The organism is Leptotrichia sp. oral taxon 879 str. F0557 (assembly GCF_000469385.1).
Taxonomy (GTDB): domain Bacteria; phylum Fusobacteriota; class Fusobacteriia; order Fusobacteriales; family Leptotrichiaceae; genus Leptotrichia; species Leptotrichia mesophila.
On sequence record NZ_KI271291.1, the window covers coordinates 1 to 17,935 of the forward strand.

The following is a 17,935-nucleotide window of genomic DNA, read 5'->3' on the forward strand; positions in this document are numbered from 1 at the left end:
TTTTTTTTAGATTTTTTTCGTACGTTTGTCGTGACTCACTATACCATTATCAAGAAAAAGACATATTATCAATGGAGAAAAAGATAGAGTCATTAAAGGATTAAAAATAACCTTAAGGTTTTGATAGATTATGAATAAAAATAAAATATTAATTATAACAAAAATTGAATATATTCTTCGTTTTTGAAAAACTCTAATTCTATCATACATTAACATTCCAAGATAAAAGAACTTATATGCATTATAGGATTATAATATATTATCTCTAATATATAACCGTTTCCATTAATAGTAAATTTAACTAGATAATTAAAAAAATAACAAGTATATATATTAACTAATAAAACTATCCAAATAAAATATTTAGTTTTTAATAAGTGTAAAAAAATTGGAAATAATAAAAATAATGCTGATAAATACCATGTTGATAAATTATAAGTTAATGGTTTAGTAAAAAACCATGACTGAATCAAAAGAATATTATATATAATATCCTATTTAATCTTTGATGATAATAGTATTAATAATAATGAAAAAAATAAATTGGATAAAATTTAAAAATTCTTATTTTATAAAAATCTAAGATATTAAAATCAGAAGAATCTATATATCTGTATGCTAATAGAAATCCTGAAAGATAAAAAAAAGAAAAATACCCATGCAGGTCCTGATTTTAAAAGTCTTGGAATTTGCATATTATACGATACATGAGAAAAAATTACAGCTAAACTTCCCAAAAATCTAAAAATTTCAAATTGATTATATTTTTCCATATTAATTTACTCCTTTTAATATTATAACTTAAATATTTTATTCTCTAAAAATATATTTACAATCTATGATATTAAAATAATTTTCAGATGTTTGTATATATTTTGAGATAATATAAACTCTATTTATCTTACCCTATTATCTATACAAGATATCAACCATAACCTTAAATTATACTCGGTATTAAGAAAACTCTATTTAATCTTTAACAATTATTTCTTTTTTTTCAGAATAAACTACGTTGTTAGTATATTTATTTTTTATTCTTAATTGTAAAATTTGTGTTTTATCATAAAAATTATTTGGTAAAAATGCTGTCATAATCTTCCCAGCTACTACTGTATCAGATAATTCTGTATTATTTATAACTAATTTACTATTCTTTAAAATATTAGACCCTTCTACAATAATAACCGATTTATTATTATACAAATTAAATTTCACTCCTTTTTTTATTTCATTAGGAGAGACAGAATCTATCTTAGGTAATATATATTTTTTTACCTTTATATCACCATTTAGATTATTATAACTTAAATACATGTACTCTTTTGTTAAATCATAATTTTGTTTTGAATTAATTTCTACATTTATATTTTTTCCATAAAGCATTTTTAATATAGAATCTGAGCTATGAGAAAATACATTATCCTCAGAAATAACATTATCTATGTAAAAATTTGATATAGAATTTTCTGATATATTTAATTTCTCTAATGCTTTATATGAATTATAATTTCTAATTGACAAATGTTTCCAATGGTCTCTAAAGCCTCTTCCACCGTAAAAAAAATTAACTATAATTAAAAATACTAAAACTATAAATATATCATACTTCATTTTTAATTTAACAATTTTAATTATATTTTCAAAAAATATTGCAAAAATTATTGACAAAAAAATAGATGGAAGATATAAATATAATTTATATTGCTCACTATTAAATAAAACTGGAACTAATACCACTACTATGTTGCCAATTATCCAAATGATCTGATATCTATAATTTTCCTTTTTTATAAAAATATAATAAAGTAAAAATAATATTATAATTAATATAAAAAATAAAGAAATAAAGGAGACTTTCGTATAAGTAAATGAAGAATTATTTATATCAAAATACAAAATAATATATTTACAAAAATTTTTTATTAAATTTATTATTTTAAAAGTATGATGATGAGAATTTTTAATATCAAAAATTATATTAGCAGCTTTTAAACTTAATATCATTTTTAAACATAATACTGTTATTATATTAAGAATTATTGTTAAAAATGATACTTTATTTTTTTTATATTTTATACTTTTTAATATTTCATATATTAATAAAATCAATGGGAGAATTATTATCGTTTCTTTTGATTTAAGTCCTAAATAATATAAAATAATTATTAATCCAGAATATAAAAATTTCATTTTTTTAGATTTATTCTCTAAAATTATAAAAATATTTAATATTAAAATTGAAAAAAAACCAACTAATAAATCAAGTATAAAAGAATCCGATAAAAAAGTCATTGTTGATATTGGCCACATTCCAAAAATTATTCCTGAGTAAAAAGCTATTTTTTTACTCTCAAATAAATTTTTAGATAATTTATATACCCCTATAGAGGTCATTATATGTATAAATAACAAAATTAAATGATGATATTCATAGTTTAATTTAAATAGTTCGTATATAAATTTAAGAAAAATTAAGCCCGTTGATGACGACTGATTAAATAATATCTCTTTTAAAGAAGAATATTTTATTATTTTTAATATCGAATAATCATTAAACATAAAAAAATTGAATTTAGTAAGTACCCATAAATTAAAGATAAATAATACTATGACTAAAAGTAATATTGAATTATTACTATAATATCTCATTTGAATTTTAATATTTCTCTTAAATTTACTTTCTGAAATGATTTTTCTTCCTAAAATAATTAAATAAGCTCTATTACTTAAAGAAATCATATTGTCTATTACAAGACTAATTAATAAACCGAATACAATAACTAACGGCCAAAATGGATATTTTGATTCAAGTATTAAAGTTGATATTTGATTTAAATTAACATAACCCATATTATATAATAGATAAAAACATAACCTAAAACCTAAAAAATGAAAAATCATTATGGACAAACTTTTTCTTCCTAAGAGTTTAATTTGTTCAATTCCTAAATTTAGATTAATCATTATTTTAGAAAAAAGATAAACTAAATACGTTCCTGATAAACATATAAAAATATCAAACGGCATTCTAAAATCTCTACCTGCCCAACTTATAGGTATATAACTTATTTTGAAAAAATAATACATTATCCCAATTGAAATAAAAAAAATGTATACATTGTTATCTATTCTACTAATTATATTATATTCTTTTATAATAAAGCCAATTAAAAAATATAAAGTTCCATAAAATGATAAATCTAACATGTACGGTAATAAAATTCTATTTTGGTTAATAATAACAGATATAAAAAATAATACTAAAATAGTATACTTCAAATTTATTTTTTTCTTACATTTTAATAATATTGCTGATAATATGCTTGAATAGAATAAAACTAATAAAAACCAGGTTGCATCTCCAATATCTACTCTTTGAGAATATAATAAAAAACTTTTTATAGTTGGTATATTAAAAAATACATTCATTTTTAAAAATTTATTTATTATTCTAGCAAAAATAAGAAATAAGATATTTACGACAAAATAAGGGAGCAATAATCCTTTTATTTGCTTTTTTATATAGCTTTTTATAGTATATTTAGAATCATTATATAAAAAACCTGATATTATAAAAAAAGCACCCATATGAAATAAATAAATAAATGACGTATATGGAGAATTTGTATGTCCTATTACCATTAAAACTATTAATACTCCTTTCATCATATCAATAAAATCTAATCTCCTTTTTTTTTCTTCCATATAACTAACCTCCATATTATATCAAAATTCTGATTTACTTAAAAACCCACTTACTTTGTAAAATAAAATTATATCCTATACAAATAATAGTTGCTATTAATTGAGCAATAATTTTATCTATTTTTAGATAATTTACTAATAATATTGTAACTAAAATATTTATTATCAAAGAAGATAAATAACTAAATATAAATTTAATCATGTTTCTAACTTCTTTTTTTGCTTTAAATACAAAAAACGTATTTAATAAATAACTCAAAATTATTCCAAATATATAAGATAAAATTATCGCAATGATATAATTACAATTTAATTTCAACAACAATACATATAATCCAAAAGAAGAAAAAGTATTTATAAATCCTGTAATTAGAAATTTAATAAACGAAATTGAAATAAATTTATTATTTTTCATCAAAACCTACTTCCTCTTCAATTATATAATTTGGTCTATTTTTTACTTCATCTAGTATTCTCCAAACATATTCTCCAATAATACTCGTTATTAACATTTGAACTCCTGAAACAATTAAAACAATTGCTATCATTGAAGTCCAACCTTTTATTGAAACATTATTAAATAATTTATTAAAAATTAAATAAATTATTCCAAAAAAGCCAAAGATTGCAAAAATAAATCCCAAAAAAGACATGAATCTTATTGGAAAGTAAGAAAATGACAAAAAAGAGTCAACAAATAATTTTATTTTTTTAGATAAAGTCCATCTTGACTTTCCTTCTTCTCTTTCTCTTCGAGTGTAATATATTTTTTCAGTTTTAAATCCACACCACAATATTTGACCCATTATAGATGTATTTTTTTCTTTCATTTCAGCTACTTTTTTACAAACTTGTTTATCAATTAAAAAACAATCAAATCCACCTTTAGGCATATTTTTTAAAGCAAATCTTTGCATTAATTTATAATATGTATTTGAAATAAACGTTTGTAAAAATGATTCCTCTCTACTTTCTCTAACAGCTAAAACAACTTTATTTCCTTCTAACCATTTTTCAAACATTTTTTCTATTATCTCGGGTGGATCTTGTAAATCAGCTGATAGTACCGTAACACAATCTCCTGTAATATGACTCATTCCTGCTAGAATTGCAGTATGAGAACCATAATTTTTTGATAATTTTAATATTTTTATATTCTTGTCTTTTTCTCTAACTTTTAATAATTCTAAATATGAATTATCTTGTGAGCCATCATCTACAAATATAATTTCATAACAGAATCTATTATTTTTTAATACTTCCATTAATTTTTCATATAATTTTGGGATATTCATTTCATTAAAATAGACAGGTATGATAACTGATAATTTTTTCATTTATTTTTTCTCCCTAGTTATTTTTTTAAATTCTTCATAATCTCTAATATACTCTTTACCGTTATAATATTCGTTACTTAAAACTAATAATATAGAATCCTTAGAAAAATTAAACATATTTTTCCAAACTAATTTATCCAAATAAATACCTTGGTGCGGTTTATCTAAAATAATAGTTTCTTGATTTTCCCCATCATCTATAAAAATATCACAACTACCACAAAGATTTATAAGAACAAACTCTGATAATTTATTTGCATGTTGACCTCTTACTACATCTTTATCACTACCATAAATATAAAATATTCTTTTTATATCAAATGGTATATCCTTATTTCCTTCAGCTACCACAAGATGACCTCTTTTATCACCCAATTGTGGAAATTCCAATAATTCATATTTTTTCATTTTAGTTTCCTCATTTTATTATAAATATTTTTTATATTTCTTTTCTCTTATTTTAAAATAATCTTCTTTTTCTAATATAAAATACTCAAATTCAGCATCTTCAGAAATTTTAGTTGCTCCAAATTTTTTATGAAAAGATACTACTTTTGTATTTTCTTTCATAACTTCAAATAATGCTTTTTCCATATTCAATTCTCTAAATGCAATTTCATAAATTAATATAGCTGTTTCTAGTGCACTTGAAATAGGCTTTTCTTCTTTCATTATCCAACTACCCCAAGTAAAACTTTTTTCTTTTTTATTTATTTTATATACTCTAACATATCCTAAAATTTCATCTTCTTCTGTTCTTATCGAATAATAATACTCTGTCCCATCTTTTTCTCTATTTTTATACTCTTTTATCCATTTTTTTTGTTTTTCAATATCTTCATCTGTAGCAGAAAGATATTTGTTTAAATTATCATTTTTCCTCAATTCGATTATTCTTTCAGCATCATCTTCTGTAACTAATTCAAATTTTATATTCTTAGTTTTTAACATATTTGAAAAATTCCTTTCTGTTAATAATTATCATGATAAGATATCAGATAAGTAATTCTTTAATAATCAAAAATTTTCGATTTAATAATTACGTTATATTTTAATCTAACCTTTGAATTCATTTAATACCTCCACCACATAACTAATTTCTTCATTTTTCATCCCATTATACATGGGAATACTCAAAACTGTTTCTGCATATTTTTCTGTTACAGGTAGTTTTCCTTTTTTTATATTTAAATATTTATATGCTTCTGACATATGTGGTGGAATTGGATAGTGAATTACTGTCCCTACACCTTTCTCTGCTAAATATTCTTGAAGTCTATCTCTATTTTCACATTTAATTACAAACAAATGCCAAACATGTGTTGCGTTTTCTCTAACTTTAGGTAATTTTATTAATGGATTTTTTATTTCATTAATATATCTTTTAGCAATTTTTTCTCTTTCTTCAGTTAATTCATTTAAATATTTTAATTTTACTCTTAAAAGCCCTGCCTGAATTTCATCTAATCTAGAATTATACCCAACTACTTGATTATAATATCTCTTTTCACTCCCATAATTTCTTAATACTTTTATTTTTTGAGCAAATTCATCATCATTAGTAGCAATTGCTCCTCCATCTCCAAAAGCTCCTAAATTCTTACTTGGATAAAAACTAAAACATCCTATTCCAAAACTACCTGTCATTTTCCCATTAAATTTTGCTCCATGTGATTGGGCACAATCTTCAACTAATTTCAAATTATATTTTTTACAAATTTCAACAGCTTTTTCCATATTAGAAGCTTGTCCATATAAGTGTGTTACTAATATAGCTCTTGTTTTAGGAGTAATTTTTTCTTTCACTTTTTCCATATCCATGTTAAAAAATTCATCAGGCTCTACAAATATTGGCGTTGCTCCATTCATAGAAATTCCCATAACACTTGCAATATAAGTATTTCCTTGAACTATAACCTCATCTCCTTCGCCTATTCCTAATGCTCTAAAAGTCAATACTAATGCGTTAAGTCCATTATCAACTCCTACAACATTTTTTACTCCCAAATATTTAGCAAATTCTTTTTCAAATTCCTGAACTTCTTTCCCTAAAATATACCAACCACTTCTCAAAACTTCTAAAACTTTTTGTTCATATTCAGATTGGTATTTAAAAAATTGTCTGTCTAAGACATTAAATGGTACTTCCATCGAATTCCCTCTCCTTCATTAAATAAAATCTCTATATAATAGAATCGAAATAAAAAGAACTTAATACAAAAAATAAAATTTCACCTAAAATTATAAAATTAAAATATTTAAATTTATTAAATTTTTTATCAAAAATAACTTCTGTAAATTTAAAGGAAAAAATGTAATAAGCTATTAAATAAAATATTATAAAAAATCTCCATTCTATAGCTAATATAAGTTGCGGTAAAGTAAATACTATAGTTAAGATACTTCCTAATAATAGCTCCTCTTTAGAAAAGTATTCTCTACGATTTCTTTTATTTATCAACAAATAAATTCCAGTTAAAAATATCCAATAGTTAAAAAAACTAAAAATGTATGTTTCAGTACGACTCTTATAAGCAGAAGGATACATTTCTGGTGTTTTTAAATCTATAAAATAAAATATCTTTTTAGTCATTAAAATAGTAGTATCTAATGGATTGCTTATAAATAGAGCAAATGTTTGATTTATATTTATGTCCTCTTTTGTAAAATTATTTTTTAATTTTAGTGCTGTATTATCAGGATTATATTTATATGGATAAATATATACCAAAGTTACTTTCAATGAGGCATTAATATGCTCCTCTACTAAAGTAAAATTTCTTGAACGATTATAACTTCCCCTTTTATCATAAGGAAATAAACCTATATGACCTTGTTTAAAATTTATTACAGCTTGTGGAAAAGCTATCAATATAACTCCCAGAAAAAAATAAACAAAAAAATTTTTTTTTAATTTACAAAATTTATCAATTTTTAAAATTTTAAATCCATATTTTAAAATAAATATAATAGCTACAATATATACCCCAAATTTATAATTTGTTCTAATTAAAGAAGCAATTGTTACCAGTACTCCAGATAAAAAAGCTAAGACTCCTCTATTACCATTTTTATATTTTAAATACATTAAAATACCCCAAAAAAACATTATTACACCAAACATATCAGACAATACGGAATAATACACTCCCCTCCAAAAAAAAGAAAACAAGAGAAACATAACTATAATTTGATAATTTTTTAATATTTTTTTTGTTAAATTCTTGTATATTTCAGGAATTATATAACTTACAAATAGAATTATAAAAAAATTATTAAGTATATAAAATGACCAATATTTATTAAATCTTATTTTAAATATATCGTTTATACTTTGAGCTAGGGCCATTGGAACGTAAGCAAAATATCCTCGAAAAGATACACCTTTTACAAGATACTTAAATTGTAAATTTTTTAAAGCCCATCCCATATTCCAATACCAAAACTGATCCCAAACAACTTCTTTGGTTTTTTCATCAAAATAAGTTTTAGGTAAAAATTCTCCTAAAACACTTATTGTTATAACTATAGATACAAATAAATATAATAATAAAAATACTTTTTTAGGGTTATATCCCAATAAAAAGTTTTTAATTCTTTTTATCTTTAATTTTTTTAGTATGAAGTTTAAAAAATTAAAAACTATATATATAATTACAGTAAGAATAAAATAAATTCCAATTGAATATAAAAAGTATAATTTGCTATTCTGAAACGGAAAATAAGCATAAGTTTCTCCATCTTTTGGAATATCCATATCTAATACTCTAGATTTATTACTAATTTTTACATTTACTTTTTTAATTCCTGTATTAAAAAAATATATCGCATTATTAGGAACTTCTTTTAGATTAAAAGAAATTTTAGTTTCAGGATTACTAAAATAAATTATATACTTATTATTTTTTTCTATTTTTTCTTTTAAATCTGCGTTTTTTAACTTATTTTTTTTGAAAATTTCTTTTAACGAATAAAATTTTGATGTTTCTTCATTTTCTATTATCATGATATTACTATTATCTTTTTCTACAATAGAAATCTCTACTTCTTTAATTGGTAAAATTTTATATACTATTTCATTCACATATGAATACATCATAAAAGATACTATTATAGAAAATAAAAGTTTATAAATTATTACTTTTTTATTTTGTATCATAAAATTTTTCCTCCTTCTCTGATAATATCAAAACCATTTAAAATGATATTATAAATTTAGTATTTAATTAACGATATCAATACTATTAGTAAATATTGTTTTATCAAAATTAATATTATATTTGTAAAATTTCTTATCTTTAATTCCATTTTTTAACTCAATATAGTTATATTCATTATTTTCATTTTTAAAATATACCTTTTTTGACTCCAAATTATTCAATGAAAAAATTGAAATATTTTTAGTTAAAATTTGTTGATCTTGAGTAATACTATCTATAGTACCCAATAAAAATATTTCTCTTTTACCAATATTCCTAGATATTATAATTCCATTTTGATTATCTAATTTATTTGACACTTCTATATTCAATTTCTTTATTTTAGAAATTTCTGTCCAATAATTCTTATGAAGCCCTATCGCCAATCCCATCTTATATAAATCTTCTGAAAATATTTTTTTTTCATTCCAATTAATAATTTCATTCGTTTCAAAAATTCTTTCAGCATCTGTTAATTTTTTATATTCTTTTTCTTGTTTTAAAGAAATAACTTCATTCATAATTTGAGTTGATGTAGAAAATATAACAAAAGTTATCATTGCCAAAAATTTAAAAATTTTATTATTAAATGTACTTACAATTGAGCTAATTATAAATACTGCTAAGAAATATGTAAAATAAGTATTAGTAAACCCTATAAATAAATCAGGTCCTACAATAGGATTTTCTTGATTTGTTTTTGATAGTACTCTCACACTTAATGTTAAAATCATTAAAAATAAAATTATTATGATTATAAAAATATTTTTCTTAATTTCTATTTTTTTTGTATTTAATTTTAAAATTTTGTTAATAAAATATACTCCTAAAATCATATAAAGTATAATTCTCACATTTATAAAAAGTTCACTTTCCTGTGAAAATTCATTACTTACTCTAAAAAGAAAACGATATTTTGCATTAAATAAATAATATCCCGGGAAAGAACTTCTAAACATTAAAAAAATCTGATTTAATGTACGTTTTAAAGAAATTAATGCTAGTTTATTTCCATCGTAAGCACTAGGATAACATAATCTTAATACAAAATATAGAAAAAGATAGGACAATGTTATTATTATTATATATTTTAAATTGACATAAACTATTTTTAATCTACTATTATCTTTTTTTAAGGCCATTACTAAATATAATAAAAAATAAAATAAAAACAACTCATACGTTAACAAACTATACAGATATGTAATTCCACTTATAATTAAAAATTTTTTATTTTCAGTTTCTAAATAACTCTGATAGTATATCAATGAAACAAGAAAAACTGAAATAGATATTCCATACATGCCAGTATATGCATTTGGTGGAACCGGTTCCCATCCCATTGGCAAAAATGCAATAAAAATAATCATACTTAAGAAGCTTAATTTTTTATTTTTAGTTACTTTATATAATAAATAACCGAATAATACAACATTTGAAATAATTATAAAAATTTCTACTAATTTGTATATTTTTTGATTTGTTGAAAAAAAATTCAAATAATTATTTAAAACTAATGGAATGGGCATTCTTCCTTGATGTTGTAAAACTGCTTCATAATGATATTTTAAAAAACTTTTTATCCCTAAAAACTTACAAAGTCTTAATTGTAATTCATCATAAACATTTATTCCTGTTCTATATAGCGGAAACATTAAAATAATCGAGAATATTATTATTAAAATTTTATTTAATTTTAACTTTTCACTTAATAAAATAAAAAAATTTTTATAAATATTAATATTTATCTTTATTTTTTTCATAATTTAGACTACCTTTCTTTTATTTTATCAATTATTTTCAAAATTTTTTTACTTGAATCTCCAACTCCATAAGGATTTTTTGCCTGACTCATCAGATTATACTTTTTTTTATCTTTTAATATTTCTTCCACTTCATTAATTATATTATTTTTTTTAACCCCAATTAATTTTATAGTACCTGCTTCTAAAGCTTCTGACCTTTCAGTTTCAGTTCTTAGTACAAAAACAGGTTTTCCAAGAGCTGGTGCTTCTTCTTGTATTCCTCCACTATCTGTCAATATTAATTTAACTTTTTTCATCAAATTTACAAATGATACATATCCTAAAGGTTCTATTAAATGAATCTGTTTTTGACAACCTATAACTTTATTTACAATTTCTCTTATTTTAGGATTTTTGTGCATCGGAAAAATTATTTCTATATCTTTATTTTGATGTATTATTTCTAATAATGATTCAAAAATATCTTTCATTCTCTCTCCTAAATTTTCTCTTCTATGACAAGTTAACAAAATTATATTCTTATTTTTATAATCTATATTATTCAAAATTTCACTTTCAAACACGTAATTTTCTTTAATAACACTAAATAAAGCATCTATTACTGTATTTCCTGTAACAAAAACATTTTCTTTTATATTTTCTTTTAATAAATTCTGTTTATTATTTTCTGTTGGAGCAAAATGATAAGTTGTTAAAGAACTTATTAATTTTCTATTCATTTCTTCTGGAAATGGAGAATACATATTATAACTTCTTAAACCTGCTTCAATATGAGCAACTTTAATTTTGTTATAAAAAGAAACCATTGCTGTATTCAAAGCTGTAGAAGTATCTCCATGTACAAAAATTATTTCTGGTTTTTCTTTTTTTATAATTTTATCCATTTTTTCTAAGATAGATATCGAAATATCAATTATAGTTTGTTCTTTTTTCATTATTTTTAAATCATAATCTGGAACAATTTTAAATATTTTTAATACTTCATCTAACATTTCTTTATGCTGACCTGTTATAACAACTTTAACCTTAAATTTATCTTTTTGCTTTAATGATTCTAATACCAAAGGAGCCATTTTTATCGCTTCTGGTCTAGTACCAAATACAAACATTATCTTTAACATCCTTACTCCATTTCTAATACTTTTAAGTATTCTTCTATCCTTTTTTTCCAATTATTTTCATTTATAAACTTTGTATTTATTGTCTTATTAAAATCTTTTATTTTAAAATCTTTTACCGCTTTTTCAAAAGTTTCATAATCTTTATAAAACTTTAAATTTTTATAATCAAATTTCGTAATCTCATCCCATTCTGTTGATATTATATTAGAATTTAACCCAATATATTCGTATATCTTTACAGGATCAACAGCTTCTATTAGATTATTTTTTATAAAAGGTATTAAAAGAATATCAGAAGATTTAATAAATGAGAAAACCTTCTCATGTTTTATACTTCCATAGAAAATTATATTTTTAGGAAAAATATTTTGTGACATTAATTTATTCGGACCTATTAAATAAATAGTATACTTAGGATTATTTATTGCAAAATTTTTCAACATTTCTATATCTAGCCACTTGTCTATAGTTCCTATATAAACTAGGTTAGGCTGTTTCAATATTATATGTCTTATTTTATCAATTTGAATATTAATAGTAGCATTATTAATAACTTTTATTTTTTTATCTTTTATCTCATATCTTTCTAACAAAATTTTTTTTAGTGTAATTGAGCTAACTATTATTTTTGAAGCTACATTTATTAACTCTTTTTCAAAATAGATAATTTTCTTACCTACATTTTTATCATAAAATTCTGGAATATTATCCATGCAATCGTATATAATTTTATAATTTTTCTTATTTATTTCTCTTAAATACTCTATTTGTAAGGGATGTGTTAATATAATTACATCGTATTCTTTTAGGTTTATTTTTTTATTAAATAAAAATCTATTTATTAATCTAATAATTCTAAATTTTAAAGAAAACGGAAACACCCAAAATTCTCTAATGACAAAATTTTCTTTTATCTCTATTTTTTTTGATTTTGATTTGAAAAGAGGAAAAACAGAAATATATTCTAATTTTTCTATGTTTTGAGTTATTCCTTCTGATATAAAATGTGGTCTTTGTTTTATCCAATTCCATCCTACTAAAGAAAAATACATTACTTTCATAATTCAAATCTCTTTCTATGTGGTATCCAAACTGTATTCCATTTTTCTTCATAATACTTTTTATTTCTTTCAAATATTCTTTTATATTCTTTATTATTCATTTTTTTAAAAGAAGATCGTCCAAAATGATGAACAAATACATCTTCTGCACAAATTAACTCATATCCCGCATTAGTTAATGTATATGAATAATCATCATCCTCAAACATACCTATCTCATAATTTTCATCTAATAACCCAATTTCGTTAACAATATCTTTTTTTAATGCAACACAATACATTGCTAAAACTTCTATATCTTCATAAATTTCATTATAATGTTCTGTTGTATAGTTTAAAGAAAATTCATCTATTTCATTTTCATTTTTATAATCTACTTTAATTTCTGCTTCATTTCCAATTGAATTCGTTACACTTCCTACCATTCCTACTTTTTTATTTTCAAAATGCTTTATTAATCCTGTTATCCATCCTCTAGTAACAATCGTATCATTATTTAATAAAATATAATATTTTCCGTCTGATAATTTTATTCCTTGATTATTTCCACTAGCAAAACCCATGTTTTCTTTATTTAATTTTATCTTTATGTTAGAATATTCTTCTTTTATTTCTCTCAAATAATTCGGAGTATCGTCTGAAGATGCGTTATCTACAATAATTATTTCATAATTAGGATAAGCTGTTCTTTCCAAAATACTATTAATACATTTTTTAGTTAAATCCAAATTATTATATGTTACTATTATAATACTTACTTTTTCAAACAAATCTTTTGAACATTTCATAATATTTTTAGCTCTATCAGACCAATCATTTTGTTTAGCGAATTCGATTCTTTCTTTTATTTCATATTCTGTATCAACTTTTTCTATTAATTCATTTACAAACTTCAAAAATTCTTCTTTATTTTTAGCTAACTTAACTAAATTCCCTTCATACGGCCTTAATTCGGGAATATCAGTTGCTACAACTTTTTTTCCTGCACTTAAATATTCATAAAATTTTACTGGATTAGTAGCTTTTATTAAATCAATATCATCTTTAAAAGGTATCAAACAAACATCATAGTTCATCAAATAATTTGGTAAATCTTCGTATTTTTTTTCTCCTAAAAAAGAAACATTTGAATATCTTTTTAATATATTTTCTACTTCTGGTTCACTAACTTCTCCAATTAATTCTATTTCTATGTCTGGTCTGTTCTTAGCAATAAACTCTACTTTATTAGTATCAAACCAGGAAGAGATTGCTCCATAATACCCTATTTTGACTTTTTCATCTACTTTTTTTTCTCTTAATGCTTTATTAAAAAAACTGAATTCTGTTCCATTTCTAATTATTTTTGTATTTTTAGCGTATTTAGAGGCTCTTTTATTTAAAAAATCTGAAGTAGTTATTACTAAGTCAGACATTTCTAAACATTTTTTTGTTGCTTCTTTTAAATATTTATTTTCTGAAGTTTCTTTAAAATCATTATAATCATCAATATAGTCTAAAATAATCTTCGATTTATATTTATTTTTTAGAAATTCAGTTACTTCATACCAAGTAGGATATTCAAGTATAACTATACTTTCTCTTATATTAAATTCTTTATATAACTCATCTAATTGTTTTTTTAAAATGTCACTATCTTCTTCAAGAATATCGTAAATCCTTAGTTTTTCTTGTTTTTTTAAAGTTATATTATACAAATTCTCAGTTAATTTATTTATTTTATTTTGTTCACTGAAGTTAGCATTTATATAAAATACTCGATTTCCATTTTGTGATATATTCTTAGCCAAATGCTGAGGTCTTTGATATCTAAAATTCCAATCTATAACTGATAAAAAAACAACATCTACTTTTTTATATGTATAGTCTAATAGCTTAATTTTTTTATTATTTTTTTTTTCCGATTTATCTATTATTGTTTTTCCTTCTAAAACATTTAAAAGATTCATAATTGGATTAAATCTGTAGTCAGATAGCTCACTAGATTTTTTTGTGATCCATTTTATGAATTTCTTTTTCTCCTGAAGAGAACCTAATAACAACTGATGAACTAATCTATTATATAAATGAATTATTTTAGATGATTTTGATTTTAAAACTTTATGTAACAATTTCTGAGTTTCTTGAATATTATTTTTATAAGTATAATTTATTTTTAATATTTTTTCTATTCTTTGTTCTAATAATATATTTTTTTCTATTCTTTGTTCTAATTTATTCTGTAGTTCCAATGACTCTTCAAAACTTCCGTTGTTAATTTTATCTAATGAAAGCTCTTTTAGTTCAATATAATCTTTTTTTATATAGATTAACAATATCTGTTTCCCTGGCCAATATGTTTTTTCATAATTTTCTGTATTTATAATTTTATAATATGCCAAATAGAAATTATCCTGCATCATTTTATAATCATTATAATCAAATCTATAAAAATGTTCTTCATGTAAATTTTTTTCTTGAAACGGCATCATTATGATGGCGATTTTAGAAGTTTTTTTTAATATTTTTTTTAATTGTTCAAAGGGATTATAAAAATGTTCTAGCACATTTGAGCAAATACTAACATCATATAGTTTATTGAAATTTTCTATCGAATTAACTTCAAATTCAATATCAAAATTAGCAAATCGTTTTCTAGCAATTTCAATAGCATCTTTCGAAAAATCTACTCCTAAAACTTTTGAATTTTTAAAAATATCTTTTAGTTGTTTTGTCATTTCTCCTTCTGCACATCCTAAATCTACAATAGATAAATTTTCTAAACAAATTTTTTCGTAAACCCATTCAGGTAAGTTTCTCAATAATATATCTGAAAAAAAAGAGGTTTGTTCTCTTCCACCAAAAGTATCCCAATCTCCTGTTTTAAATCGATCATCCCAATATTTTTTTGAATTTATATTTTGCATATTTATAATTACTCCTTTCGCCTTGCTCAAGGCACAAAACTATATGAAAAATTTTGTCACCCTTTGCAAGAATTATTATATTTTATATTATTTGATTGTAGAGAAAAAATAACTACAAATCACAGGGAAGTGAGCGAATCTACATCTTCTTTTGTAAACCGTATATTTATAGGTGTCGTTGCCTTCTCAAGCATAAACAACTGTGTTTTTAAGCACGTAATCTTATCTTTAGTAAACGATCTCATTTGCTCGGCGCAAACAATTAATATTTCTCCCTGCTATTACTCAAACCTAACGGTTTAGATTGAAGTTTTTTTATATCTCTTAAAATTGTTTATGATAATTGCTGCGCGATCTTCAAAATATTTATTGTGTTCTGTATTGCCTATACCGACTGCAATTCTACAAGAGCCATCATTTTTTCTACCTTTACTAAAGGACTGATGTTACAACGGCTCGTTGTTAATAACTGCTAGGATGTATGTGTAAAGTTCAACGGTAATACTGGAACTGGATCCCTGTCTTCAATATTTTTGAAAATCATTGTTATATCATCCTAGTTTACCCTAAATATGTTAAAACCATCAAACATCATTGCTGACATCTTCGCCAAAATTTCTTTAGCTATTATCGGAAACTTCTTGAAAATCTTTTTGACGCTTCCTTTAATCTTGAACCTTAACTTTTAAAAGTTTAAAATTCCTGGACTTAAAGAAGCTATTAACGGGGTTCTTTCTCAAGAATAAGTTGAAAAACTTAGAATTATTAAAAAATATTTTGATTTTGTCAGCTCTCTTAAAGATGAACTATAAAAAATTATTTTTAATCTTACTTCTAATTTCACTAATGAAATTGACTTAATCTTTTAGTAAGCTGAAGATTACATCAATCCCTTACTTGTTCAATATGCCAATGCTACTGTTAAAAGCAAGAACAATCCTGAAATTTCTTTAGATGAAGCTATTAATACCATAACTAAACAGGAATTCAGAATCTGAGAAATTGTTTAACAATAATTTTAATTTAATCAAATTTTAATTTTAAAAATGATTAATTTATTTTACTTATTTTTCAATCTTATCATACTTTTCTACTTTTAGCTATTCTTATATTCTTTACAAATTCTATTCGTTTCACCATAATCTTTTACCCTACCTTTATCTAACCAAAGAACTTTTGTGCATAATTCTTCTATTTGTTCTATTGAATGTGATACTATTATAACTGTTACTCCATTTTTTATCATTTCTTTTATTCTATCTTCACTCTTCTTTTGAAATTTAAAATCTCCTACAGATAATATTTCATCTACTATTAATATCTCTGGATTTACAGTTGTTGCTATTGCGAAACCTAATCTTGCAATCATTCCTGAAGAAAAATTTTTTACTGGAATATCAATAAATTCTCCTAACTCAGAAAACTCAATAATTTCATCAAAATGTTTTCTTAAAAATTTTTTACTATATCCCAATATATATCCATTTAAAAATATATTTTCTCTAGCTGTTAACTCCATATCAAATCCTGAACCTAACTCTATCAACGGTGAAATATTACCATTTACTTCAACTGATCCTTTTGTTGGTTTCATTATTCCAGAAATTATCTTCAACATTGTACTCTTTCCAGAACCATTGAAACCTATTATTCCTAATATTTCTCCTTTTTTTAATTCAAAACTTATATCTGTTAAAGCTTTAAATTCCTCGTATTCTAATTCTTGTTTTAAAAATTTAATAACATATTCTTTTAATGAAAATATTTTATCTCTTGTTAATTTAAAACTCATAGATACTTTATTAATTTTTATAATATTTTCTTCCATTTATTTCACCTA

General features: G+C 22.3%; 13 protein-coding genes. All 13 read right to left on the minus strand.

Annotated features, from left to right (window positions below):
* Nucleotides 1–969: 969 nt before the first annotated feature.
* Complete coding sequence (locus tag HMPREF1552_RS01790) at nt 970–3,705, minus strand: acyltransferase family protein (RefSeq protein ID WP_039900966.1); 2,736 nt, start codon at nt 3,703–3,705, stop codon at nt 970–972.
* A gap of 34 nt (nt 3,706–3,739) precedes the next feature.
* Nucleotides 3,740–4,120, minus strand: coding sequence for a GtrA family protein (locus HMPREF1552_RS01795; RefSeq protein WP_021743331.1), 381 nt, complete (start codon nt 4,118–4,120; stop codon nt 3,740–3,742).
* Nucleotides 4,110–5,042, minus strand: coding sequence for a glycosyltransferase family 2 protein (locus HMPREF1552_RS01800; RefSeq protein WP_021743332.1), 933 nt, complete (start codon nt 5,040–5,042; stop codon nt 4,110–4,112). The genes HMPREF1552_RS01795 and HMPREF1552_RS01800 overlap by 11 nt, the downstream gene beginning before the upstream one ends.
* Nucleotides 5,043–5,450 (minus strand): FdtA/QdtA family cupin domain-containing protein, encoded by a 408-nt coding sequence (locus tag HMPREF1552_RS01805; protein ID WP_021743333.1) that lies wholly within the window; start codon nt 5,448–5,450, stop codon nt 5,043–5,045.
* An 18-nt stretch (nt 5,451–5,468) separates the two neighbouring features.
* Entirely contained in the window at nt 5,469–5,993 is a 525-nt protein-coding gene (locus HMPREF1552_RS01810) for a GNAT family N-acetyltransferase (RefSeq protein ID WP_021743334.1), read from the minus strand.
* A 105-nt stretch (nt 5,994–6,098) separates the two neighbouring features.
* The gene (locus tag HMPREF1552_RS01815; protein WP_021743335.1) at nt 6,099–7,193 is read right to left on the minus strand and encodes a DegT/DnrJ/EryC1/StrS aminotransferase family protein; all 1,095 of its coding nucleotides are present in this window, start codon (nt 7,191–7,193) and stop codon (nt 6,099–6,101) included.
* A 31-nt stretch (nt 7,194–7,224) separates the two neighbouring features.
* On the minus strand, nt 7,225–8,799 hold the full coding sequence (locus HMPREF1552_RS01820) for a hypothetical protein (protein ID WP_155827467.1): 1,575 nt from the start codon (nt 8,797–8,799) through the stop codon (nt 7,225–7,227).
* Between the two features lie 465 nt (nt 8,800–9,264).
* Nucleotides 9,265–11,004, minus strand: coding sequence for a hypothetical protein (locus HMPREF1552_RS01825; protein WP_021743337.1), 1,740 nt, complete (start codon nt 11,002–11,004; stop codon nt 9,265–9,267).
* Nucleotides 11,005–11,012: 8 nt separating this feature from the next.
* Nucleotides 11,013–12,128 carry a non-hydrolyzing UDP-N-acetylglucosamine 2-epimerase gene (gene wecB / locus HMPREF1552_RS01830; RefSeq protein ID WP_039900998.1) on the minus strand — a complete coding sequence of 372 codons (1,116 nt, stop codon included), beginning with the start codon at nt 12,126–12,128 and terminating at the stop codon, nt 11,013–11,015.
* 2 nt (nt 12,129–12,130) lie between these two features.
* Nucleotides 12,131–13,189 (minus strand): hypothetical protein, encoded by a 1,059-nt coding sequence (locus HMPREF1552_RS01835; protein ID WP_021743339.1) that lies wholly within the window; start codon nt 13,187–13,189, stop codon nt 12,131–12,133.
* Nucleotides 13,186–16,095: a glycosyltransferase gene (locus HMPREF1552_RS01840; RefSeq protein ID WP_021743340.1), complete on the minus strand. Its 2,910-nt coding sequence runs from the start codon at nt 16,093–16,095 to the stop codon at nt 13,186–13,188. Before HMPREF1552_RS01840 ends, HMPREF1552_RS01835 begins: the two co-directional genes overlap by 4 nt.
* Before the next feature lie 119 nt (nt 16,096–16,214).
* Nucleotides 16,215–16,340 carry a hypothetical protein gene (locus HMPREF1552_RS12870; protein ID WP_021743341.1) on the minus strand — a complete coding sequence of 42 codons (126 nt, stop codon included), beginning with the start codon at nt 16,338–16,340 and terminating at the stop codon, nt 16,215–16,217.
* An 851-nt stretch (nt 16,341–17,191) separates the two neighbouring features.
* Nucleotides 17,192–17,923: an ABC transporter ATP-binding protein gene (locus HMPREF1552_RS01845; RefSeq protein ID WP_021743342.1), complete on the minus strand. Its 732-nt coding sequence runs from the start codon at nt 17,921–17,923 to the stop codon at nt 17,192–17,194.
* Nucleotides 17,924–17,935 lie beyond the last annotated feature (12 nt).